At 60.7% G+C, this 19,296-nt stretch carries 26 protein-coding genes, 1 tRNA gene and 1 other annotated feature; of the genes, 12 read left to right on the top strand and 15 right to left on the bottom strand.

Annotated elements, in window-relative coordinates:
* Positions 1–61: 61 nt before the first annotated feature.
* The 4 genes from FKM97_RS08235 to FKM97_RS08220 all read left to right on the top strand — a co-directional run bounded on the left by FKM97_RS08235 (position 62) and on the right by FKM97_RS08220 (position 2,024).
* Positions 62–244, top strand: coding sequence for a YegP family protein (locus tag FKM97_RS08235; protein ID WP_144291929.1), 183 nt, complete (start codon positions 62–64; stop codon positions 242–244).
* Positions 245–467: 223 nt separating this feature from the next.
* Positions 468–773 (top strand): hypothetical protein, encoded by a 306-nt coding sequence (locus tag FKM97_RS08230; RefSeq protein ID WP_246104990.1) that lies wholly within the window; start codon positions 468–470, stop codon positions 771–773.
* Positions 774–901: 128 nt separating this feature from the next.
* Positions 902–1,258 (top strand): antibiotic biosynthesis monooxygenase family protein, encoded by a 357-nt coding sequence (locus FKM97_RS08225; RefSeq protein ID WP_144291928.1) that lies wholly within the window; start codon positions 902–904, stop codon positions 1,256–1,258.
* A 148-nt stretch (positions 1,259–1,406) separates the two neighbouring features.
* A complete protein-coding gene (locus tag FKM97_RS08220) occupies positions 1,407–2,024 on the top strand; it encodes a class I SAM-dependent methyltransferase (RefSeq protein ID WP_144292162.1) in 618 nt (205 codons plus the stop codon).
* 171 nt (positions 2,025–2,195) lie between these two features.
* Here the strand turns inward: FKM97_RS08220 and FKM97_RS08215 are convergent, their stop codons facing one another.
* Positions 2,196–3,272, bottom strand: coding sequence for an alkene reductase (locus FKM97_RS08215; protein WP_144291927.1), 1,077 nt, complete (start codon positions 3,270–3,272; stop codon positions 2,196–2,198).
* Positions 3,273–3,671: 399 nt separating this feature from the next.
* Between FKM97_RS08215 and FKM97_RS08210 the strand changes: the two genes are divergently transcribed.
* Positions 3,672–3,748: transfer RNA gene (locus FKM97_RS08210), tRNA-Met, on the top strand.
* Between the two features lie 304 nt (positions 3,749–4,052).
* Here FKM97_RS08210 and FKM97_RS08205 read toward each other — a convergent pair.
* Together FKM97_RS08205 and FKM97_RS08200 are read right to left on the bottom strand one after the other, a co-directional pair.
* Positions 4,053–4,433, bottom strand: coding sequence for a hypothetical protein (locus FKM97_RS08205; protein WP_144291926.1), 381 nt, complete (start codon positions 4,431–4,433; stop codon positions 4,053–4,055).
* A 111-nt stretch (positions 4,434–4,544) separates the two neighbouring features.
* On the bottom strand, positions 4,545–4,994 hold the full coding sequence (locus FKM97_RS08200; protein ID WP_205014818.1) for a MarR family winged helix-turn-helix transcriptional regulator: 450 nt from the start codon (positions 4,992–4,994) through the stop codon (positions 4,545–4,547).
* Positions 4,995–5,054: 60 nt separating this feature from the next.
* On the opposite strand from FKM97_RS08200, the gene FKM97_RS08195 reads away from it, so the two are divergent.
* Positions 5,055–5,423: a VOC family protein gene (locus FKM97_RS08195; RefSeq protein WP_144291924.1), complete on the top strand. Its 369-nt coding sequence runs from the start codon at positions 5,055–5,057 to the stop codon at positions 5,421–5,423.
* A gap of 130 nt (positions 5,424–5,553) precedes the next feature.
* Here FKM97_RS08195 and FKM97_RS08190 read toward each other — a convergent pair whose 3' ends face one another.
* A complete protein-coding gene (locus FKM97_RS08190) occupies positions 5,554–6,711 on the bottom strand; it encodes an aromatic ring-hydroxylating oxygenase subunit alpha (protein WP_144291923.1) in 1,158 nt (385 codons plus the stop codon).
* A 214-nt stretch (positions 6,712–6,925) separates the two neighbouring features.
* Positions 6,926–6,981: a sequence feature (sul1 is cis-regulatory element that is thought to sense ions involved in sulfur or methionine metabolism; They are found in Alphaproteobacteria), on the top strand.
* 68 nt (positions 6,982–7,049) lie between these two features.
* On the opposite strand from FKM97_RS08190, the gene FKM97_RS08180 reads away from it, so the two are divergent.
* Together FKM97_RS08180 and FKM97_RS08175 are read left to right on the top strand one after the other, a co-directional pair.
* Positions 7,050–8,534 carry a SulP family inorganic anion transporter gene (locus FKM97_RS08180; protein ID WP_144291921.1) on the top strand — a complete coding sequence of 495 codons (1,485 nt, stop codon included), beginning with the start codon at positions 7,050–7,052 and terminating at the stop codon, positions 8,532–8,534.
* Positions 8,535–8,547: 13 nt separating this feature from the next.
* Positions 8,548–9,393 carry a universal stress protein gene (locus FKM97_RS08175; protein WP_144291920.1) on the top strand — a complete coding sequence of 282 codons (846 nt, stop codon included), beginning with the start codon at positions 8,548–8,550 and terminating at the stop codon, positions 9,391–9,393.
* A gap of 243 nt (positions 9,394–9,636) precedes the next feature.
* Here FKM97_RS08175 and FKM97_RS08170 read toward each other — a convergent pair whose 3' ends face one another.
* Complete coding sequence (locus tag FKM97_RS08170; protein WP_144291919.1) at positions 9,637–10,431, bottom strand: MauE/DoxX family redox-associated membrane protein; 795 nt, start codon at positions 10,429–10,431, stop codon at positions 9,637–9,639.
* Positions 10,432–10,483: 52 nt separating this feature from the next.
* Here FKM97_RS08170 and FKM97_RS08165 point away from each other — a divergent pair, with 52 nt between their 5' ends.
* Positions 10,484–10,888, top strand: a complete 405-nt coding sequence (locus tag FKM97_RS08165) for a MerR family transcriptional regulator (RefSeq protein ID WP_144291918.1) — start codon at positions 10,484–10,486, stop codon at positions 10,886–10,888.
* Between the two features lie 106 nt (positions 10,889–10,994).
* On the opposite strand, the gene FKM97_RS26880 is transcribed toward FKM97_RS08165, so the two are convergent.
* Together FKM97_RS26880 and FKM97_RS08155 are read right to left on the bottom strand one after the other, a co-directional pair.
* Positions 10,995–11,123, bottom strand: coding sequence for a hypothetical protein (locus FKM97_RS26880; RefSeq protein ID WP_281290083.1), 129 nt, complete (start codon positions 11,121–11,123; stop codon positions 10,995–10,997).
* Between the two features lie 251 nt (positions 11,124–11,374).
* Entirely contained in the window at positions 11,375–11,662 is a 288-nt protein-coding gene (locus FKM97_RS08155; protein ID WP_144291917.1) for a hypothetical protein, read from the bottom strand.
* A gap of 197 nt (positions 11,663–11,859) precedes the next feature.
* Between FKM97_RS08155 and FKM97_RS08150 the strand changes: the two genes are divergently transcribed.
* Together FKM97_RS08150 and FKM97_RS08145 are read left to right on the top strand one after the other, a co-directional pair.
* Positions 11,860–12,483, top strand: a complete 624-nt coding sequence (locus tag FKM97_RS08150) for a LysE family translocator (protein WP_144291916.1) — start codon at positions 11,860–11,862, stop codon at positions 12,481–12,483.
* A 241-nt stretch (positions 12,484–12,724) separates the two neighbouring features.
* Positions 12,725–13,357, top strand: a complete 633-nt coding sequence (locus tag FKM97_RS08145; protein ID WP_144291915.1) for a glutathione S-transferase family protein — start codon at positions 12,725–12,727, stop codon at positions 13,355–13,357.
* Between the two features lie 45 nt (positions 13,358–13,402).
* Here FKM97_RS08145 and FKM97_RS08140 read toward each other — a convergent pair whose 3' ends face one another.
* Positions 13,403–13,795 carry a GFA family protein gene (locus FKM97_RS08140; protein WP_144291914.1) on the bottom strand — a complete coding sequence of 131 codons (393 nt, stop codon included), beginning with the start codon at positions 13,793–13,795 and terminating at the stop codon, positions 13,403–13,405.
* A gap of 83 nt (positions 13,796–13,878) precedes the next feature.
* Between FKM97_RS08140 and FKM97_RS08135 the strand changes: the two genes are divergently transcribed.
* Entirely contained in the window at positions 13,879–15,258 is a 1,380-nt protein-coding gene (locus FKM97_RS08135; RefSeq protein WP_144291913.1) for a pyridoxal phosphate-dependent decarboxylase family protein, read from the top strand.
* A 34-nt stretch (positions 15,259–15,292) separates the two neighbouring features.
* Here FKM97_RS08135 and FKM97_RS08130 read toward each other — a convergent pair whose 3' ends face one another.
* From FKM97_RS08130 to FKM97_RS08100, 7 genes are all read right to left on the bottom strand, one after another.
* Entirely contained in the window at positions 15,293–16,366 is a 1,074-nt protein-coding gene (locus FKM97_RS08130) for a tyrosine-type recombinase/integrase (protein ID WP_144291912.1), read from the bottom strand.
* Positions 16,366–16,602 carry a helix-turn-helix transcriptional regulator gene (locus FKM97_RS08125; protein ID WP_144291911.1) on the bottom strand — a complete coding sequence of 79 codons (237 nt, stop codon included), beginning with the start codon at positions 16,600–16,602 and terminating at the stop codon, positions 16,366–16,368. Before FKM97_RS08125 ends, FKM97_RS08130 begins: the two co-directional genes overlap by 1 nt.
* 59 nt (positions 16,603–16,661) lie before the next feature.
* Positions 16,662–16,871 carry a hypothetical protein gene (locus tag FKM97_RS08120; protein ID WP_144291910.1) on the bottom strand — a complete coding sequence of 70 codons (210 nt, stop codon included), beginning with the start codon at positions 16,869–16,871 and terminating at the stop codon, positions 16,662–16,664.
* Positions 16,871–17,518 carry a hypothetical protein gene (locus tag FKM97_RS08115; protein WP_144291909.1) on the bottom strand — a complete coding sequence of 216 codons (648 nt, stop codon included), beginning with the start codon at positions 17,516–17,518 and terminating at the stop codon, positions 16,871–16,873. Before FKM97_RS08115 ends, FKM97_RS08120 begins: the two co-directional genes overlap by 1 nt.
* Positions 17,511–17,801 carry a hypothetical protein gene (locus FKM97_RS08110; protein ID WP_144291908.1) on the bottom strand — a complete coding sequence of 97 codons (291 nt, stop codon included), beginning with the start codon at positions 17,799–17,801 and terminating at the stop codon, positions 17,511–17,513. The genes FKM97_RS08115 and FKM97_RS08110 overlap by 8 nt, the downstream gene beginning before the upstream one ends.
* A complete protein-coding gene (locus tag FKM97_RS08105) occupies positions 17,801–18,133 on the bottom strand; it encodes a hypothetical protein (protein WP_144291907.1) in 333 nt (110 codons plus the stop codon). Before FKM97_RS08105 ends, FKM97_RS08110 begins: the two co-directional genes overlap by 1 nt.
* Positions 18,134–18,557: 424 nt before the next feature.
* Positions 18,558–19,295, bottom strand: coding sequence for a helix-turn-helix domain-containing protein (locus tag FKM97_RS08100; RefSeq protein WP_246105004.1), 738 nt, complete (start codon positions 19,293–19,295; stop codon positions 18,558–18,560).
* Position 19,296 lies beyond the last annotated feature (1 nt).

Raw genomic sequence — 19,296 nt, 5'->3', positions numbered from 1 at the left:
CAAAAAGAGGGTTTCCGTCAACCTTGAGAGACGCTGATCTTCGAGAAGAGGAATTCGTCAAATGGCTTATAAATTTGTCATCACCAAAGACAAGGCTGGCGAGTTTCGTGTAAATTTCAAGTATAATGCGGAAACGATGTTCTCTACAGAGGGTTACACCAGCAAGGCCTCGGCACAGAACGCAATCGAGTCCTTCAAAAAGAACGGGCCCGTCGCCGAGGTGGTGGACGAAAGCGTCGCCTGAGCAGCGAATCGGTTTGGCTCTCGGGGTGACGACGCCATAGAGTCGGTATCCTGTCCTCAATCGGTGGCAACGCCGTAGCGTTGGCGCCAGTGTGAACGTGGGCGCTCGCTTGTATGCGGCGTGCCGCTGTCCCGGTCGTGTTTCCATTCGGTCAGAATTGCTTCGTGTTGCGGTGCTTCGCGTCTGTCGGGCGCATCGTCCTCACGAGCGATGGCCCTTGCTCATGAAGGGGAAGACCATGGAAGCCTATCTGCCTTTAATCATTCAACTCGTGGCCGGCCTCATCGGCGGCACCAGCCTGGGAACAGCGCTGAAGGGCCTGTCCCTCGGCCCGATCGGCAACGCCCTCGCCGGACTGGTGGGCGGCGGCGTCCTCGGCCAAATCCTCCAAGCCGTCCTCACCGGCAGCGCCGGCGTGGACAGCGGGGGCGTTGACCTGGCCTCGGTCGCCACAAACCTCATCGGCGGGGGGGCCGGCGGGGCACTTCTGACGGCTCTCGCCGGATTGGTGAAAAACAAGCTGACCTGATCTCCTCGGCCAGGGGCATTCCGCGACTGCCCCTGGCCGAACTCGTGTCGGAGAAAGAAGTCCGACGGACTTGATTGCGGCGGCCGAGCATGCACCCATGAACCAAACCCTGGAGAATGGATGCAATCATGATCGCAGTGATCTTCGAAGTAATACCGGCAGAGGGGCGGCAGGACGACTATCTCGCCCATGCCGCAAGGCTCAGAGAGGAACTGGCCAAGGTGGACGGATTCATTTCGGTGGAGCGCTTCCAAAGCCTGACCACGCCCGGCAAGCTGCTGTCGCTCTCCCTCTTCCGCGACGAGGACAGCGTGATGCGGTGGCGCAATCACCCCATGCACAGGGCCACACAAGCGGCAGGGCGGGACGGAATCTTTGCCGGATATCGCCTCAAAGTCGCTCATGTGTTGCGGGATTACGGAATGGACGACAATCGGGAGCAGGCACCCGCCGACAGTCAACGGCTGTTCATGGCGATGCCGTGATGCTCCGGCTTCAAGGCCGCCCAAATGAGGCTTGGGGCAGTCTCAAAACATAGTATATTAGAATAATGAAGTTTTTTCGGGCTCAATTTATTTGAGGATCTGTCCATATTTACTTAACAGAGACAGCTGATCAATGATTATCGACATTATGAGCGCAAGATGCTGGCCCCGCGATCCGGTTCTTTTCAATCTGGAACTTAAGGTTCATCACCGTGCCCGGGAGCGACGCTTCCTTTTCAAGTATATTCCGCCTGGTTCGGTGGGAGCGGAACTGGGCGTCTTCTCCGGGCTCTTCTCGGTGCAGCTGGCGCGACTGCCGAAGATCGCAAAAATCACCTTCGTCGATCCCTGGTGGAAGGCGTTCGGTGACCATTACCCCGATTGGGGCGCCTATACGGCCCATGGCCGATTGACTACACGCGCCGCCTATGACGCTGCGCGGCGGCGGATCGACCGGGTCGATCTTCCCGGACGGGATATCGCCATCGGCCATTCGCAGGACTGGCTCGCGAGCCTCACCGATGAAAGCCTGGACTGGGTCTATCTCGATTCCTCCCACGCCTATGAGGAGACCTCCCGCGAGCTCGCGTTGCTCGCCCGGAAAATCCGCAGCCGCGGCATCGTGCTCGGCGATGACTGGCATCCCGATCCCAACCATGTCCATCACGGCGTGGCGCAGGCGGTGCACGAGGCGGTGCGGAGCGGGGACTTCGAGATCATCATGTGCGGGCAGAAGAAGCAGTGGGCCCTGCGGCGCTGCGACTGACCCAAGCAAGTCTGGCGCTCGAAAGTCGCCCCAGCGCCTGAGATAGTGGGAGGGGTTGCCCCGTGCCCAAGCCGGGGGGAGGCCGGCGCCGGTGCCGCGCGTCTTCGGGTGCGTTAAACGGCTCTGCGTCCAGGACCCGCAGAAAATCCCGCGGGGTCCCGGACGGAGGGCTCAGGACGCGAGGGGATAGTCCACATAGCCCTCGGGGCCCTGGGTGTAGAAGGTCGCCACATTAGCGGTGTTCAAAGGCAGATCACCCGCCAGACGCTTGGGCAGGTCGGGATTGGCGAGGAAGGTGCGGCCGAAGGAAATGGCATCCGCCAGGCCGGCATCTAGGGCTGCCTGCGCATCGTGTCCGACATAATCGGAATTGAGCACGAGCGCCCCCGAATAGACCGCACGGATGGCCGGTGCAATGGGTGGCACGTCCGGCGTCGCGAAGGTGCTGCCCTCGCGCGGCTCGCGCAACTCCAGGAAGGCCAGGCCGAAGCCGTCGAGCATCCGGGCCACCGCCGGAAACAAGCTTTCTGGATCGCTGTCATTGACCCCCTGGCGATCGCCATTGGGCGACAGTCGGATGGCGACCCGATCGGCGCCCACGGCCTGGGTCACCGCAGCCGTGACCTCACGCAGCAGGCGCATGCGGTTCTCGGGCGAGCCGCCATAGGCATCGGTGCGGAAATTGCTGTTGTCGCGGAGAAACTGATCGATCAGATAGCCATTGGCGGCGTGGATCTGAACGCCGTCGAAACCAGCGGCCAGAGCATTGCGCGCGGCATGGGCATAATCCTCCAGGATCCCGGGGATCTCGTTGAGGCGCAGGGCCCGGGCTTCCGCATAGGGCTGCTTGCCCTCATAGGTATGGGCGAGGCCGGGAGCGGTGGTGGCGGAGGCGGAGACGGGCGCCTCGCCGCCGAGCAGGCTTGGATGCACCACGCGGCCCATGTGCCAGAGCTGGCAGATGATGCGGCCGCCGGCGTCGTGCACGGCGCTGGTGATCGGGATCCAGGCCTCCACCTGCTCAGCCGTCCAGATGCCGGGGGCATAGGGCCAGCCGAGGCCCTGACGGCTGATGCCGGTCGCCTCCGAAATGATCAGGCCGGCAGAGGCGCGCTGCCGGTAATAGTCGACCATCAACGGGGTCGGCACATGCTCGCGCGTGGCGCGGGCGCGGGTCAGGGGTGCCATGAAGATGCGGCTCGAGGCGTCGATCGCACCGATGCGAAGGGGGTCGAAAAGGGAAGGCATTGCGGCTGGAGCTCTTTCGTGAAGCGGGACCCGGGGCGAGAATTCGGCTCGGGACGCCCTGTCTCGGACAGAGGCGTCGTGGCTGATACGCAAGGGCTGCAGATTCGGTTCACTGCTTCGCGCCAATGCTCGACAGGGCGGGTGCCCTGTCTCCGGCCCTTTGCGGCTCTGACATCGTGATCGGCCGGCCCGAGCGGGGCTTGGGGTCCCTCGTCAGGCCTCAGGCAGGAAGGGGCGGGACGACACGCCGACGGGCTCGTGACGGACACGGATTCGGCCCCGCATAACCCGAGGGAGCACGCCTCGGCGGCAATGTGGCATCGGGGGCGCTCTCGCCTTGACTTCGCGTCCACGGCTCCCTTATATCCGCGAGCGCACCGTTCGGTTCGACGCATCAGTGGCGGAGTAGCTCAGCTGGTTAGAGCAGCGGAATCATAATCCGCGTGTCGGGGGTTCAAGTCCCTCCTCCGCTACCACCCATCCCCTTGAAATCATTCGTCGAAATTTTCGGCCCTGGGCCGAAAAGGCCCCGGTTTGACAGTTTTAGGGAAGGGGGTTTGACAACTTTGCTGGCAAATGGGGTGATCGAGCGCGTAACTGGCTCGGCAAATGCTTGGCATCGACGAGCAGCGCGGCCGCCGAGAAAGATCGCCTCCAAGGGTTGTTCACGCTGCGGCAATGGCGGCTAGATTGTGCTGACGAATGTTGCATTTGACTCAGGGGCCAAGCGCAATAGGAAAGTTGCCCGTCGGCATCAAACTTATGGCGGACGTTCCCTCCTCACCCGACCTGAACCCGTGCCTGATGCGCAAAATAGTCGCCGTAGTCCCTGCGGCCTTCGAAGAATTCTGGCGAGAAACCATCCGGCTTGAGGTGGAGCGAACGCGCCTTCATCCGCTTTGCACGTGAGCTCCACTCACTCTCATCGCCAAGGCCCCAGGGGAAGATGACCGCCATAAGACCCGCCACGTGGAGGAACTCAGCATCTTCCGCGTCTTCGCCACCAAAGTGAGCATAGATAGCGCGCCAGAGTTTGTCCGCCTCTGGGTCGTCTTGCATGCCAGTCACGAACGATGGATCGGCCCAATGCATCCAAGCCAGAAAGAGCAGATGCAGCGCATCATCACGGTCGCGACTTCCGTTCTCCCAATCGGTCTTCAATCGCCTATAGTCTCTTTCCACGCTGCGTCTCCCCATGTGGGTCGAGTTGGGCGAAGCCGCCATCGCGTCCGGCGCGGGCGTGTTGGGCCGATGCGACACCCATTCAGAAGGTCATTTTTCTGTCGCCTCAAGTGAATGCGCGCAGCGTTGAAGAAGCTCGCCCAGAAGTCTGGCCTCTTTGTCGGTCAGCTTGGCCAGCATCTGTCGCTCGACTGTCTCCGCCGCCATCGCGCCGGCCTCAGCGGCTGCTTTTCCCTTTTCTGTCAGCTCAGTCATAATGATCCGGCCATGCTCGGGATGTGGCGTGCGTAGGATGAACCCTTCTCGCTCAAGGGTGACGAGCATGCCCTGCATGGACTGCGCTGTCACAAATGCCGCGCGCGCTAGGGCAGCGTTCGATATCTGCGGGTTGTCACCGATGGCAAGCAACACTGCATTTTGTGCCGCGGAAACGCCGGTTCCCGCCAGTTCCGCTTCCAGCCGCTGGCGAAGCCGATGCTGAGTGATTTTCAGAGTGTAACCGATCCAGGCCTCGCCACTTGACGGGGTCATTTTGCGCATTGACATATCAGGTGCCTGATATAAATATAAGGGACCTTATATTATATTTGAGCACGGGAAATGACAATGCTAATCGGGCCATCCTTTATCGCCTTGCAGGTTCGCGATCTCGCGGCGTCTGTCGCGTTCTACAAGGATGTATTCGGCTTCGCGGCACAGGACCGTAATCCGCCCGGTGCCGTCGTCTTCACGACCAAGCCGATCGCGCTGGCGTTGCGCGAACCGCTGCGGCCATTGCCCGAAAGCGGTCCGCTCGGAACGGGCATGGTTCTGTGGATTGCCTGCGACGATGCCGACGCTTATCGCGATCAGATCATCGGGCGAGGCGGGACGATATCGAGCCCGGTCAATGATGGTCCCTTCGGCAGGTTTTTTGTGGCCAGCGATCCCAATGGGTACGCTCTCACGTTCCACACTGCACAACACTAGCGCTACTCAGACGACCAATCAGGGCGCTCATTTGACAAGCGGGCGCTGACGCCTGACGGGTTTCCTCAGTCCGTGGGACATCGAGCTTTTCTACGTCCGCTTCCTTCTTTTTTAGCCAAGAGCGGACACCTCACGCCTGGCTGTTCATCAGCGTGTTGTACTCAGCCAAAGCCGAGATAATCGCAGCCTCCCTCTGTGGATGCAGCGGACCTGGAACGAAGCGCGCGGACTTCACGCCGGAATAGGCTCCTTCGCAGAGGCTGATGTCCTCAGCATTTGTGCGCTTCCAGACATCCGTCACGTCGGCCAGACGATAATCCCTGTCTTCGACCGCGTCCTCGCTGACATACCATCGGGTCTCCCAGCGCACGTGTTCGACGTCGATCGGACGCATGCTGTGGGCGACGCCATGATCGATATGGAACATCAACCGGGTCAGCGCGGGAACTATTCCGATTCCTGCACTAAATTCTGCGGGAAGATCTCTCGCGTCTATGGAGGCGAACTCTCCGAGCGGCTTCGATACCAGTCGCCCATCCAGAGAGGCTGTCATCATCCCGGGCCGCAGCTGCAGCCCGCCGGAAAAATAAGCGCCCGTCCAATCCGAGCCCGTGCTGGCATATGTCGCCGTCACATCCATACTGACACACAGCTCCGGGTGGGAGCCGGCGCAGTGGTAACATTCGAGGTAATTCTCCAGCAGAACCTTCCAGTTGGCCTGTATGTCATAGCTTTCGCGGAAGACCTCCTTCACGCGTTCCGGTGACACCCGCTTGAAATCACCGTCTCCAGACCTGAGCAGGGCCGCCAGCGCTGGCGCGTCCTCGATCCCAAGCCAGATGAATATGAAGCCGTTCCAGATTTCTGTCTGCACGCGCTGCAGCGAGAAATCCGAGTAGTCGAACACCGTCCCATCGGCCATTCCCGGCGCCCGCCGAAGGCTTCCACCAAGCGTGTAGGACCAATGGTGATAGGGGCAGGTAAAGTTGGCAATCGTCCCGCTGGTCTCCTGGACAAGAGGATGTCCTCGGTGACGACACACATTGAGAAAGGCGCCGATCTGGTTCTCCGTCTCGCGTACAATGACGACGCTCTCTCCGCAGACCTGTTCGACAATGAAATGTCCTGGCTCGCGGACCTGGGAAACATGCCCGGCAAACAGCCATTGCTTCCGGAAAATCCGCTCCATCTCAAGATCGAAGATTCCTGGCGAGGTGTAGGATGACCTTTCCAAGGCAGTGGCGATGTTGGGCCGGAGGTCAACAGGTCTCACAGGTTGTGTCCGCATGGAAAGCCGCCTGCACAGTTACTGTTCAGGAGGTTATATTTTCTGACGGAAGAGTGAAATTTGGATCACGCTTCGTGCGTCACGGCACCCAGGGCCGGGAGGAGCCTGAACTTGGAATCGGAAAAGGTCCTGTGCCGTGTCGAACACACGTCCCTTTCCACGAGCAGAAACGTGTTGCACTGCAGCATGCTGTGAGGCTAATTGGTAGCAACCGCATGGACCCGGTGAAATTCCGGGTGGCTCTTCCGGCCGCCGACCCGCCGGACAACTGAACCGCCTTCCAAGCCTTTCATCCATGGCCGACCGGCCGCGGCGGTTCCGTTATCCCCTGGACATTCATGAATTCTCTTTCCGCCTACCGCGACGAGTGGTTCGGCAACATCCGCGGCGACCTCCTCGCGGGCCTCGTCGTGGCGCTGGCCCTCATTCCCGAAGCGATCGCCTTTTCGATCATCGCTGGCGTCGATCCCAAAGTCGGCCTCTACGCCTCGTTCTCCATTGCCGTCATCATCGCCTTCACTGGCGGCCGCCCCGGCATGATTTCCGCGGCGACAGCGGCCACCGCGGTGCTGATGATCACGCTCGTGAAGGACCATGGGTTGCAATACCTGCTGGTCGCCACGATTCTTGCAGGCCTCCTCCAGATCCTTGCGGGTCTTTTCCGGCTCGGCGACCTGATGCGCTTTGTCTCGCGCTCGGTGATCACCGGCTTCGTCAACGCGCTGGCGATCTTGATCTTCATGGCACAGATCCCCGAACTCGTCGGCGTGCCGTGGCTGACCTACGTTATGGTCGCGGGGGGTCTCGCCATCATCTACCTCTTCCCACGCCTGATCAAGACGATCCCGTCGCCACTTGTCTGCATCGTCGTGCTGACGGCGATCGCCATCGGGTTCGGAATGGATATCCGTACCGTCGGCGATATGGGAGAGCTGCCCGCGACCCTGCCCGTCTTCCTGCTGCCGGACGTGCCGCTGACCTTCGAGACGTTCATGATCGTCCTGCCCTATTCGGCGGCGGTCGCCGTTGTCGGTCTGCTCGAATCGCTGATGACGGCTTCGATCGTCGATGAACTCACCGACACGAGCAGCGACAAGAACCGCGAATGCGTCGGCCAGGGCGCTGCCAACATCGTCACCGGTTTCCTCGGCGGCATGGCGGGCTGCGCGATGATCGGCCAGTCGGTGATCAACGTGAAGTCCGGTGGGCGCGGACGGCTCTCCTGCTTCGCGGCCGGCGTCTTCCTGCTCATCCTCTGCGTCGGTCTCGGCGATCTCGTCTCCATCATCCCGATGGCGGCTCTCGTCGCCATCATGATCATGGTGTCGATCGGTACCTTCTCGTGGTCGTCGATCCGCAACCTTCGCGACCACCCGCGCCGATCCTCCGTCGTGATGCTGGCGACCGTCGTCGCAGTCGTCTTCACGCACAACCTCGCCATCGGTGTGCTTCTTGGCGTTCTGCTATCGGGCCTGTTCTTCGCCTCCAAGGTCGCGCAGATCTTTCGCGTCACCTCGACGGTCTCCGAGGACGGACGCGAGCGGTCCTATGTGGTGGAAGGCCAGGTCTTCTTCGCCTCGGCGGACAGCTTCCTGAAGGCTTTCGACTTCAAGGAGGCGGTGGAGAAGGTTCGGATCGACGTCAGCCGCTCCCACATCTGGGATTTGACCGGTGTCGGAGCACTCGACACCGTCATCCTCAAGTTCCGCCGCGAGGGTGCCGAAGTCGAGGTCATCGGCCTGAACGAGGCCAGCGCCACGCTGGTCGACAAGCTTGCCATCCACGACAAGCCGGCTGCGCTCGACACGCTGACAAGCCACTGAGGCAGGAATAACAATGTCGAAGATACTCGCCTTCATCGACGGCTCGATCTACGCCGAGAGCGTCTGCCGCCTTTCGGCATGGGCTGCGGCGCAACTGACAGTGTCGATAGAAATCGCACATGTGCTCGGCCGCCGCATGTCCGGCTCGTTCGACCTGAGCGGCAGCCTGGAGGTCGACCAGCGGACGGCGCTGCTGGACGAATATGCCCGGCTCGACGCGCAGCACGCGAAGCTGGCGCAGGCCAAGGGCCGTGCGCTGTTGGACACGGCGAAATCGATCGTTGCCGCTGAAGGCGTGCAGGCCCAGACTCGATTGCGCCATGGCGATCTCATCGAAGCACTGGCCGATCTTGAGACGGATGCGGCGATGGTCGTGATCGGCAAACGTGGAGAGGCGGCGGATTTCGCCAAACTTCATCTCGGCTCTAACCTGGAACGCGTGGTGCGGTCCGCTACCAGGCCTGTTCTGGTGGCAGCCCGCAAATACGTGCCGTTCAACCGTTTCCTGATCGCCTTCGACGGCGGCACAAGCGCCAATCGGGCTGTGGGTTTCGTCGCTTCGGGCGGCCTGCTGAACGGGATGAAGGCAACGGTGCTTTTCGTCGGTGCCGACACAGCTGAAAACCGCACCCGGCTCGATTCACCGGTCCGTCGTCTCGGCGAGGCCGGATTCGAAGTCGAGGGGCTGCTTCAGTCCGGCAATCCGGACGAGGTCATCGGCGACCATGTCGAGACCCAAGGCGTCGGCCTGCTCGTGATGGGAGCCTATGGCCATTCGCGCATCCGCAGCCTCGTCATCGGCTCGACCACCGAGGCGATGGTGCGCCGCTGCAAGGTCCCCGTCTTGATGTTACGGTGATCAAGTCGCCTCGATGTCGATCCGACGCGTTCAGCATGCTTGCAAAGCACGGACTGGATGTCCACTGAACTGCAGCCGCTGTCGGTCGGCACGGTCCGCAGCCTGCGGTGCGTGTCGACACTGGCGCGGTTACACCTAAACACGCAGCCGATGCGATTCTTCAGATGATGAAGTGGCTCTGACGAACAACCGCTGCGGGGCGATTGTCGATGAGCGGCCTTCGCGTTATGTCGGAAGCAAAGCCTACATCGGGTGAGCGCCGCTGGGGGCAAGGCCGAAGGCCGCGAGCGCCATCCAGATCGCCATGGCGATCATCATCAGGTTTTCAGTCAGCGAGACGAAGCCGAGGGGCACATTGCTCGAACCGCCGACGCAGGCGCACTTCAGCTCCCGCCGATCGATGTAGACGGCCTTGAACACCGATACAGCGCCCACTGTTCCGATGAACAGGGCTACTGGAACCGACAGCCACATAAAGGCGCCGGTGATCATCAGCAGCCCCGCGAAGCCCTCAGCGTAGGGATAGATGTAGCTGTAGGGCACCCACCGCTTCGCCAGCAGATCGTAGTTCAAGAACATCGTGGCAAAGCTCTCAACATTCTGGAGCTTGAGCAGCGCCAATACCACCATGGAGAAGCTGATGAACCACTCCGCCGCGAGGATCGTGAACGGGTTGGCCGTGACGGCGTAGCTTGCCGCGAGAGCCATCAGCGCGGTCAGCCCGAAGAGTACGGCCACCGGACGGTAGCTGGTCGCCTTAGGGTCAGCGACGGCCTTACCAAGGAACCTGCGAAGATCATCGTAACCACCGACGCGCTTATCCCCGATGAAGATCTGGGGCGTGGTTCCGACGCCGTGCTGTGCCTTGAAAGCGTCCGTTTCGTCACGGGTTCTGAGGGGATGGTCCTCGACCTCATAGCCCGATCGTTCCAAGAGGTCTTTCGCCTTGATGCCATACGGGCAGGTATGGGAAGGCATCACCATGCGGTGGAGGACCGCCTTCCTGCTGGCTGACTGGTGAATTGCCGTGGCCGACATCTCACGTCTCCTTCTCTTGTGAACGTGTCGGCTCTGATATAGAGTCTGTACCATGGTACAGAGTCAAGAGGCAAACGCGCTGACGATTGGCGGACTGGCCGCTGCGGGTGACGTGGGGGTGGAAACGATCCGCTTTTACCAGCGAAAGGGGCTGCTTCAGACACCAACGCGGGAGACGGGGATCCGTCACTACGATCAGGAGGATCTGCGCCGCTTGCGGTTCATCAGGCAGGCGCAGACGGCCGGATTCACGCTTGAGGAGATCAAAGAGCTGCTCGCACTCGACGTGAGCGAAGATCGCAGCCGTGCTCGGGAGCTGGCACGGAGCCGGATCGAAATCCTGAATGCCAAGATCGCAGAGCTCGAGCGTGCTCGCGACTCGCTTCGGCGACTGGCGAAAGAATGCGCGGAGGGAACCGCCGGGCCATGCCCGATCCTGACCTCGTTTGACGTCTGAGATCGTCTTGGCGGTTCGCCGGTTTGTTGCCTGCGCAGCTCTCCACTGTGTGATCGTAGATAGGGCGGCCGTGACTGCACAGCCTGCCGCCAGGGCATCAGCGCAGTCAGCGCGTCTTTTCCTCTTTCAGCTTCACAGCGGCTGCATTCAACTTGGCTCGATCGTTTCCAATCTCACGCAGAAGTTGACGCGCCTCTTCTTTAGTAATGCCGTGCTTCTTAACAAAATAGCTCACGACATAGCCTCTTCCGGGTATGAGGCGGGTCCGATCCGGAGAGGGTCTGACATACTTGAAGGGCATTTTTGCAGAGGTCAAAGCAAGCACCCTTTTGCTTCTAAATCTTAGTAGAGCTGCGTGAGCTGCAATTCGGCTGTTCGCCGCCGACCACTCCTCGGGGGTATAAAGCGATCGGCGGCGGGGGCAAGATTGCCCCAATATCAGAGTGCCATCTCCTGGAGTTCGTCCGCAACACTGAACTTTTTTACTCAGTAAGATGAATGTTCAACCTTCGTCGGCACTTCAAATCTCAAGTATGCTTCTTCCGCTTTAACTGCGGCTTCTTTTGCTGTCGCCGCGTGACCTGTGCCGGCGTTCCAACCGTTTTTTCCAGTACACCAGAACCATGAGTGACCGGAGGGCGTTACAGCGGATTTCTTATAGACCCGGCAATAGTCATGACCCATCCGAGCCTGAAAATCAGGCCCCTTGTAGCTCCAGGTGTGTTTCCACTTAAAGCGGAGTGCTGTTGAGGCATTGGGTGGATCGACCGTCACGGAATGTTCCCTCTTCTGTGTACGGACCCTTTCATAGGTCAAGAAACTGAACAAAAGAAGAACATTGGTGTAAAGGCACCCAGCACTTCCGCCTGCCCATGTCCTGTTTCAACCCACCGGCTCACGCAACTTGCTCCACAAGCCTTGCATTGCGCGAGCCCTTATGGATTGCTCCTGCTCTCGATCGGAGGAGCACTATGTCCTTTGAGCACTGGTTGGTCTTTGTTGCAGCCTCCGCGGTCCTTCTTGCTATTCCGGGGCCGACGATCCTGCTTGTCATCTCCTATGCCCTCGGCCATGGACGAAAGGCGGCCACGTCGACCGGCGCTGGCGTGGCGCTTGGCGACTTCACCGCCATGACGGCTTCCATGGCTGGACTGGGTGCGCTGCTCGCCGCATCGGCGACGCTGTTCACCGCTCTGAAGTGGAGCGGTGCGGCCTATCTCATCTATTTAGGGATAAAGCTCTGGCGCGCTCCGGTTTCCGTTGCGGTGATTGATGCGCCCAAAGAACGGCCCTTCCGGATTTTTCTGCACACCTATGTGGTGACGGCACTGAACCCGAAGAGCATCATTTTCTTCGTCGCTTTCCTTCCGCAGTTTCTCGACATGTCGCGTCCCGTCTTCCAACAGATGGTGATCTTCGAGGTGACATTTCTGGTGCTGGCGACGATCAATGCGACGCTCTACGGCCTGCTCGCCTCTCTTGCTCGCAAGTCGATCCGGAAACCCGCTGTTCAGCGCGCAGTCAACCGTGCTGGCGGATCGCTGATGATCGGGGCAGGCTTCCTCGCGATGAGATGGCGTCGAGCCGCCTCATGACGGCTGCACCAATCAGCAGATCCGGAGAACGGGGTCGCGGATCGCGCGAGCGATGCTCCGACGTGATCCTGCAAATCTCTTGATGGAATTTCAGTGACCCTATGTCGGCTCGGAGTGTTCTCCGACGTCCTTCGATCGCGACCACGGCGTCGATGATCCTGATGACAAAAGAGGGCAGAAGCCATCTGCTTCTTACCCGTCCATCTGTGATCACTGCCTGTCTTTAATGGAGGATATCACGATGATGAAGCTCTATGGACTGGGGCCCACCCGCTCGCTTCGGGCCAGGTGGGCCCTTCAGGAGCTTGATGCGGAGTTCGAGTTCGTGACCGTCAACCTGCGCGCTGGCGAGCACCGCACTCCTGAATTCCTGCGCCTCAACCCGGCGGGCAAGGTTCCGGTCTTGGTGGACGGCGATCTTGTCCTCACGGAATCGGCGGCGATCGTCATGTATTTGGCAGAGAAGTTTGGTGACAAGGGCTTGATGCCTACTGACATGAAGGAGCGGGGGCAGGCCTATCGCTGGATCATGTTTGCGGTCACTGAACTTGAGCAGCCCTTGTGGCGGATGGCCAAGCACACCTTCCTCTATCCCGAGGACAAGCGCCTGCCGCAGGACATCGCTCTCGCAAAAGAGGAATATGCGGAGATGACAGCCGTCCTCGAGCGTCACATGGAGGGGCGGGAGTTCATCGTCGGCGACAGGATCTCAATCGCGGATTGCGTCACCGCCTATGTTCTGGACTGGGGCGATGAAGTCGACGTCCTGCACGACCGTCCGAACCTCCAAGCCTATCTGCAGCGGATGTATGCGCGTCCGAAGGCGCCGCAGCGGATCGCTGAAGCCTTCGCAGGCCTCCAGCCTGCTGCCTAAAAGAGATGTTGAGCAGCGTGGTTTCGTCGCCTTCGAACGGGCCCACTATTCCTCATAACGACCGGTCGCGTCACGATCGCGGTCGTAGCGTCGCGTGAGGGGGAAGGACGGCAACCAGGATTCCCGTCGGATGATCCAATTCTCATATGTCGGTATCAGCTGGTCGGGGGCATCCAGGGAGCCGAGGTTCACTTCGATCTCGTCTGCGGTGCGCGCGAAAACGGACGAGCCGCACCGGGGACAGAAGAAGCGGCCTGCATAATCCCGCGTTTCGCCTTCGATGGTCACCGCATCCTGGGGAAAGATCGCGGAGGCGTGGAAGAGGGCGCCATGATGCTTGCGGCAGTCGAGACAGTGGCAGAGGCCGACCCGGTACGGGGGGCCCGATGCTACTATTCGGACGTTGTCGCACAGACAACCGCCGGTGACCTGGTCCATTCTGCATCTCCTTCAAAGAGGATCCTTGTTGTCCCTCCAGGGGCAGAATAGCCTGCGCGTCAGAGCTTGACAGGAATGATGACATGCAAGCGCTGGAGTCTTCCGATCGCGATCTGGCTGCCTTGATGACGGAAGCGACAAAACTGGCCGCCGAGTACTGGGCTTCGCTGGACGACCGACCATCCTATCCCTCGAGCAGTGGCGCGGAAACGGTGCGCCTCTTCGATCGCCCGTGGCCGGATGAAGGAACAGGCCTCGGCATTCTGGCCGACTTCAAGGCCATTGCCGAGCATTCCCGACCATGCACGGGCCGCTTTTTCGGCTACGTCGCGGGGTCGGGGGAGCCGGTCAGTGCTGTCGGCGACTTCCTGACCTCCGTTCTCAATCAGAACACGACCTCCTGGCGTTCTGCCCCTGCGGCAGTCACGATCGAGCGCACAGTTGTCGGTTGGCTCGCCAGCGCAGTCGGATGCAGCGGCTTTGCGGGAAGCCTGTGCGGTGGCGGTTCGATGGCCAACCTCATGGGGCTGGCGATCGCCCGCGAGACCGTAATGCCTGCAAATGAGGACGGCGCGCGGCCGGGCGTGGTCTACGCCTCTGAACAAGTCCATATGTCGATCCCCAAGGCCATGGCCTTGTTGGGCCTTGGCCACAACAATCTGCGCCTGATCCCAGTCGATCAGGATTTTCGTATGCGCACCGACGCTCTTGAGGCCGCCATCGCCAGGGACAGGAAGGCTGGTAGAAAGCCTCTAGCGATCGTGGCCAGCGCCGGCACGGTGGCTACCGGCGCCATCGATTCACTGCCTGAGATCGCCCACATTGCGAGGACCGAAGGGCTTTGGCTCCATGTCGATGGCGCCTTCGGTGTCCTTGCGGCGATGGCGGTTCCGGAGAAATTCGAGGGGCTGAACCTGGCAGATTCGATTTCCCTCGACGCGCACAAATGGCTCTACCAGCCAATCGACTGCGGTTGCCTGCTCTATCGCGAACGCGACGCGGCGCGGAGAACGTTCTCTCACAGCGGAGATTACGTCAGGATTTTCAACCAGGATCCCGGTGAAACCTTCGCCTTCTTCGATGAATCAATGGAGCTGTCGCGGCGCTTCCGAGCGCTGAAGCTCTGGCTGTCGCTGCAGTATCACGGGCGCGGGGCCTTTCGTGACGCCATTGCCCGCGATCTGGAACATGCCCAGCTCCTGGCCGAGGCGATACGGGCGCAGCCGGAGCTCAAGCTGCTCGCGCCAGTGCCGCTGAGCGCGGTCTGCTTCAGCCATGGCAGCAAGGACAACGAGGCGATCCTGAGGCGCGTCATCGCGCGGGGCCGCGTGTATCTGTCGAATGCCACAATCGACGGCCAGTTCGTGCTGCGCGCCTGCTTTGTCAACCACCGGACACGACCGGAAGACGTGCAGGAAATCGTGGTCGAAGTGCTTGCCGCCGCTGACGAACTTAACGCGTAAAGCGTTGCGTCAGCCGTCGGCCCGTTCGGTGCCTTCACGAGGGCTCTGTCTCTGTCTTTCCCCGGCGGCGGGTCACCTCGGCGGCAAATCCTTCCATTGTGGCCGCATTCTTCTTGGAGCGATCCGCCCGTCGCGAGTAATGGGCAGCCATGGCCTCCGTCTTCTGTCCCAGGACATCGGCAATGGCGCGATTGTCATAGCCGATCTCGGCGAGGATCGTCGCCACGGTATGGCGGAGGCCTTTCAAGGTGAGACCTGATTCGACTTTGCCCTCCCGCTCGAGCTTCTGCCTGACGGGGCGCCATGAGGCTCGAAAGCCGGCGGGCGTCCAGGTCTGGCCTCGGCTGGTGACGCACAGGGTCTCCGCCTCGTGCGCGGGGGCTGAGGCAAGGATCTCCCGGACCGGGGCGGGGAGGGGGAGCCAAACCGGCTGCCCCGTCTTGCCGCGGCGGCTTTCGATTCTGCCGTCCTGCACGGCCGAGCGTGGCAGGGCAAGCGCATCCTGTGGATCGAGGCCGCAGAACATCATGAGGGCGATCGCCGGCAGGAGATGCCCCGGTGCGGCCTCGAGCACGGCTTCACGCTCGGCATCCGTCCACGGGCGGTTCGCCTCCGGCGCGCCCTTCTTGCGGCGGATGTTCTTGACGATAGCCGCTGGATTCGACGCCATGTAACCGCGCTCTGCAGCCCAGCCGAAGAGGATGGAGAGCACCGCTTTGACGTAGTTCCCCCAGCGACGTCCCAGTTTTGCGGAGGCCTTGTCCCGGATGCGGACCACAAGGGGTGAGTCGAAGCGGATCAGCGGTGTCTCGCCGATCGGCTGCAGGAAATTGAAGCAGCGATGATAATCCTGCTGCGTCCGGGAAGAGAGGTCGAGGAAGGCATCATGGGCCCGGTAGGCGGCAATGAGACCACCGAGGGTGCCAAGCTTTGGCGGGTCCGGCTTCTTCAGTTGCGCGGCAATGCGGACACATTCCGCAAAGAACTCCGCCGTGCCGTACGGCGCCTTGGCGAGATCAACCGGGATACCCGACGCACGATGATAGCATCGCCTCTTGCCGTGACGGTCCCAGAAGGTCTTGAAGCCCTTGACGCGGACGTGGCTCACTAGAGCCTGCCGATGATTTCGTCGGACACGAACGAGGCCTCGGGCGCCTTGAGGCTGTCGATCCAGGCATCGATGTCTTTGATGTCCCAGCGCAGATCGCCATTGCCGAACTGAATGGGTGTCACTGGGCATTCGTGCTCGAAGTGCCTCGGCGAACGCCCGCAGTGATCGGCAGCTTCCGCCTTGGTGAGCATCCGCTTCTGGATGACTGTCAGATTGAGGGTCGTCCGTGGCATGGTGTTCTCCCTTGGAAAAAAAATCTTCGAATGGCTTTCCCGGTTAAGGGGCGCAGCGGTCACCCTCGCCCGATCGGTTCCTCTGCCGGTGGCTTGACGCAAATGGAGGGCACGCGGTCGTGAGCGATCTTTGGGCTCTGGACATGGCTCGACCAGGTGCGGATGAGCCTGGCCTGCTCCGCGAGGTCGCCGATCACGACCATCATCAGGCCGATGGTGATGCAAAGGGCGACGATGAAGCATTCGGCGGGCGACCAACGGGCGCGCATCAGATCCTCTCCGGGATATTGGCAGCCGTAGAGAGATCCCGGTACGCCAAGAGAAATGCCTCCTCCGCCTTGGTGAAGGTCATGGGTCTGATCGTAACGGGTAGGGGCGATGCGTGTGTCGGAGGCGTCACCTCCGGCATCAGATCGCGCCACTCTGTCGCCAGGGCCGCGAGCCCGACTGATTTGATGAGTCGGCGCGTGGCCTCGTCGGGCAGGGGCACGCCTAGTGCCTGGAAGATCGCTGCATCGACTTCGGACGCCATCTCATACCAGACCGGGCGTCCAGTCCGCTTGTGGGCTTCAGCGATTGAGGGCGCGCTGATGTCTCCGAGATAGGCCGCGTGCGCATCATGCAAGAGGCCTTGAAGTCCCTCGAGGGGCCCGGCGGCGCGCAGAACGCGCTTCGAAACCACAACCGAGTGCTGAGCGACAGACAATGGGAGCTTGGTCGCCCCGCAGAAGCGGTTCATCTGGCAGAGATGGCGGGCGATATCGCGCAGACGGATCGTCTCCGGGCGTGGGTATGCAAGATTGACGAAGAGGCCGGAGGCCGTGGCCACCTTGTTCCGGAACCCATGATGCCGGAGATACCCAGTGACGGGTTGGCTGTCGCTCCGGCAGCGCGCGCAGGTGCATTCGTCAGACATGTTCGGCCTCCGGCAAGATTTCGACGCCAGAGGCGAGATATTTGCCCAATGAAAGTGGTCTAAGCGCCTCATCGCCAGGAGGCGCTGCCGCTAGGCCCAAATCGATTGCACAGAGAAGGCAGTGCGCTTGGCTCTCACCCCGCGCGATCACCTTGCCGTCTTTCAAGAGGGCGAATGCCATCGGGTCTCTCTGCCAGAAACCCACGTCGCCTTGGGATTGGAGCCGTTTGATCAGGGGAGAAACGAAAGCATATTTGCGCGAGGCGGAGCGAACGGACTGCATCAGGCCGCGTCCTTCAAGAGACCGCGGATGCGCGGTTCGCGCTCGAGAGCCTTGGCGAAGGCCTCCTCCTTAAAGGGTTCAGCCTGAGTGGCCGTGAGGCCGGTCTGTTCGATGTCCCGAATACTCACTGCACCACGCAGCATCATGGCGCTGATAATCGCGTCCGACAGGAGGCGGATGACGGTGGTGTGCTTGAGGGTGATCTTTCCGACCCGCAGCGCACTGCGCTGGGTACGGCGACGCTGCGGTCGATGAGAGATCTCGGTTTCCACCGAGTCGCGGGAAACCGTCGACGCATGGGAAAGGTGGATGGTTGGGAGAGCAATGTGCATGACCGCCTCAATCAGTTAAGCAGTCCGGCACGTTTACCAAGTTATTGGTTTTCAATCAACTAATAAATTAGTAGATTGTGACTTGTCGATCGGCCCGTACAAAGATGACCGGACCGAGAAATCTGACTCGACATTCGAGCTGTGGTTTGGAATGAATGTGAACAGAACAAGAACATAACTGAGGCAGTTTGGTGATCGGGTTTGATACGAATCTCGAGCGACCGGTTGGCAGGTTGATCTTCGCGCAGGTCCTTTGCGACGACTGCGGAAGGCGGCGTACCTTCAATGTGAAGATGCTCCTTGAGCGGAGGATTGGGCCCGACCTTCTGCTCTCAGAAGTGGCCCCGAAATTTCGATGCTCCTGGTGTCGAGTTCAGGGAGGCGAAGGAGATTGCATCAGTGTCCGAGCGCGATGGAGGTGAGGCTATTCTCTTCCTGTCTGAACAATCACATGAACGCTTACCACTTGGGACGCGGGGAAGCGGAGAATGTACTTTTCACTTTCCGGCTCTTTTTCAGTCCAGTCCTCCCTTGCCTCATACTGTTTCAAGACAAGCTCCTTGGAGTTCAGCGAGATGAACTGCTTAACGTATGCAGCAGGTGGCTCTCCCTCCTCGGAGAAGATCTGGGCCACCACAAAGTCACCCTGCCTGACGGGGAGATTTGGATTCACGAAGTGGACCTCCCCAGCAAAATAGCGGGGCTCCATAGAGGTGCCGTACTGATAGATGGAGTATGCATTCCGCACGCCTTCGAGTGAAGGCGGCGCCAATACATCCTTGAGCCGCTGGCCGTTTAGGACAAAGCGTCCGTCTGTTCCCCCAATCCCGCCGCCATACAGCGGGATGCGGTGTCGGGAAAGTTTGACAGCACCTCTTACTTCCGCATTTGGCTGATGCAGTGGGTACGTAGAGTCAGCCTCACGATTTTCTGGCGACCCCTGATCCTCGGTCTCTCCCAGGAGCCACCCTTCGGTTGTTCCGAGGACGCGAGCAATTTCACGTAGCTTCTTGGGCCGATCGGATTTGCCCGCTTCAATGGCGCCGATCCCCTGTTGGCTCATGCCAACCCTCTCAGCCAATGCAGGTTGCGAAAGACCAAGCGCCTCCCGCGCGGCCTTCACTCGGGCCGCCAAAGCAGTTGGTTTCGCATCGGCGCTCATC

This window comes from Rhodoligotrophos appendicifer (genome assembly GCF_007474605.1).
GTDB classification, from domain to species: domain Bacteria; phylum Pseudomonadota; class Alphaproteobacteria; order Rhizobiales; family Im1; genus Rhodoligotrophos; species Rhodoligotrophos appendicifer.
This window is presented reverse-complemented; position numbering and strand designations above follow the sequence as displayed.

Excerpts from the sequence above, each read along its gene's own strand:
- FKM97_RS08235 (WP_144291929.1), top strand. The coding sequence starts at position 62 with ATGGCTTATAAATTTGTCATCACCAAAGACAAGGCTGGCGAGTTTCGT.
- FKM97_RS08230 (WP_246104990.1), top strand. The coding sequence starts at position 468 with ATGAAGGGGAAGACCATGGAAGCCTATCTGCCTTTAATCATTCAACTC.
- FKM97_RS08225 (WP_144291928.1), top strand. The coding sequence starts at position 902 with ATGATCGCAGTGATCTTCGAAGTAATACCGGCAGAGGGGCGGCAGGAC.
- FKM97_RS08220 (WP_144292162.1), top strand. The coding sequence starts at position 1,407 with ATGAGCGCAAGATGCTGGCCCCGCGATCCGGTTCTTTTCAATCTGGAA.
- FKM97_RS08215 (WP_144291927.1), bottom strand. The coding sequence starts at position 3,272 with ATGCCTTCCCTTTTCGACCCCCTTCGCATCGGTGCGATCGACGCCTCG.
- FKM97_RS08200 (WP_205014818.1), bottom strand. The coding sequence starts at position 4,994 with ATGCGCAAAATGACCCCGTCAAGTGGCGAGGCCTGGATCGGTTACACT.
- FKM97_RS08195 (WP_144291924.1), top strand. The coding sequence starts at position 5,055 with ATGACAATGCTAATCGGGCCATCCTTTATCGCCTTGCAGGTTCGCGAT.
- FKM97_RS08190 (WP_144291923.1), bottom strand. The coding sequence starts at position 6,711 with ATGCGGACACAACCTGTGAGACCTGTTGACCTCCGGCCCAACATCGCC.
- FKM97_RS08180 (WP_144291921.1), top strand. The coding sequence starts at position 7,050 with ATGAATTCTCTTTCCGCCTACCGCGACGAGTGGTTCGGCAACATCCGC.
- FKM97_RS08175 (WP_144291920.1), top strand. The coding sequence starts at position 8,548 with ATGTCGAAGATACTCGCCTTCATCGACGGCTCGATCTACGCCGAGAGC.
- FKM97_RS08170 (WP_144291919.1), bottom strand. The coding sequence starts at position 10,431 with ATGTCGGCCACGGCAATTCACCAGTCAGCCAGCAGGAAGGCGGTCCTC.
- FKM97_RS08165 (WP_144291918.1), top strand. The coding sequence starts at position 10,484 with ATGGTACAGAGTCAAGAGGCAAACGCGCTGACGATTGGCGGACTGGCC.
- FKM97_RS08150 (WP_144291916.1), top strand. The coding sequence starts at position 11,860 with ATGTCCTTTGAGCACTGGTTGGTCTTTGTTGCAGCCTCCGCGGTCCTT.
- FKM97_RS08145 (WP_144291915.1), top strand. The coding sequence starts at position 12,725 with ATGATGAAGCTCTATGGACTGGGGCCCACCCGCTCGCTTCGGGCCAGG.
- FKM97_RS08140 (WP_144291914.1), bottom strand. The coding sequence starts at position 13,795 with ATGGACCAGGTCACCGGCGGTTGTCTGTGCGACAACGTCCGAATAGTA.
- FKM97_RS08135 (WP_144291913.1), top strand. The coding sequence starts at position 13,879 with ATGCAAGCGCTGGAGTCTTCCGATCGCGATCTGGCTGCCTTGATGACG.
- FKM97_RS08125 (WP_144291911.1), bottom strand. The coding sequence starts at position 16,602 with ATGCCACGGACGACCCTCAATCTGACAGTCATCCAGAAGCGGATGCTC.
- FKM97_RS08120 (WP_144291910.1), bottom strand. The coding sequence starts at position 16,871 with ATGCGCGCCCGTTGGTCGCCCGCCGAATGCTTCATCGTCGCCCTTTGC.
- FKM97_RS08115 (WP_144291909.1), bottom strand. The coding sequence starts at position 17,518 with ATGTCTGACGAATGCACCTGCGCGCGCTGCCGGAGCGACAGCCAACCC.
- FKM97_RS08110 (WP_144291908.1), bottom strand. The coding sequence starts at position 17,801 with ATGCAGTCCGTTCGCTCCGCCTCGCGCAAATATGCTTTCGTTTCTCCC.
- FKM97_RS08105 (WP_144291907.1), bottom strand. The coding sequence starts at position 18,133 with ATGCACATTGCTCTCCCAACCATCCACCTTTCCCATGCGTCGACGGTT.
- FKM97_RS08100 (WP_246105004.1), bottom strand. The coding sequence starts at position 19,295 with ATGAGCGCCGATGCGAAACCAACTGCTTTGGCGGCCCGAGTGAAGGCC.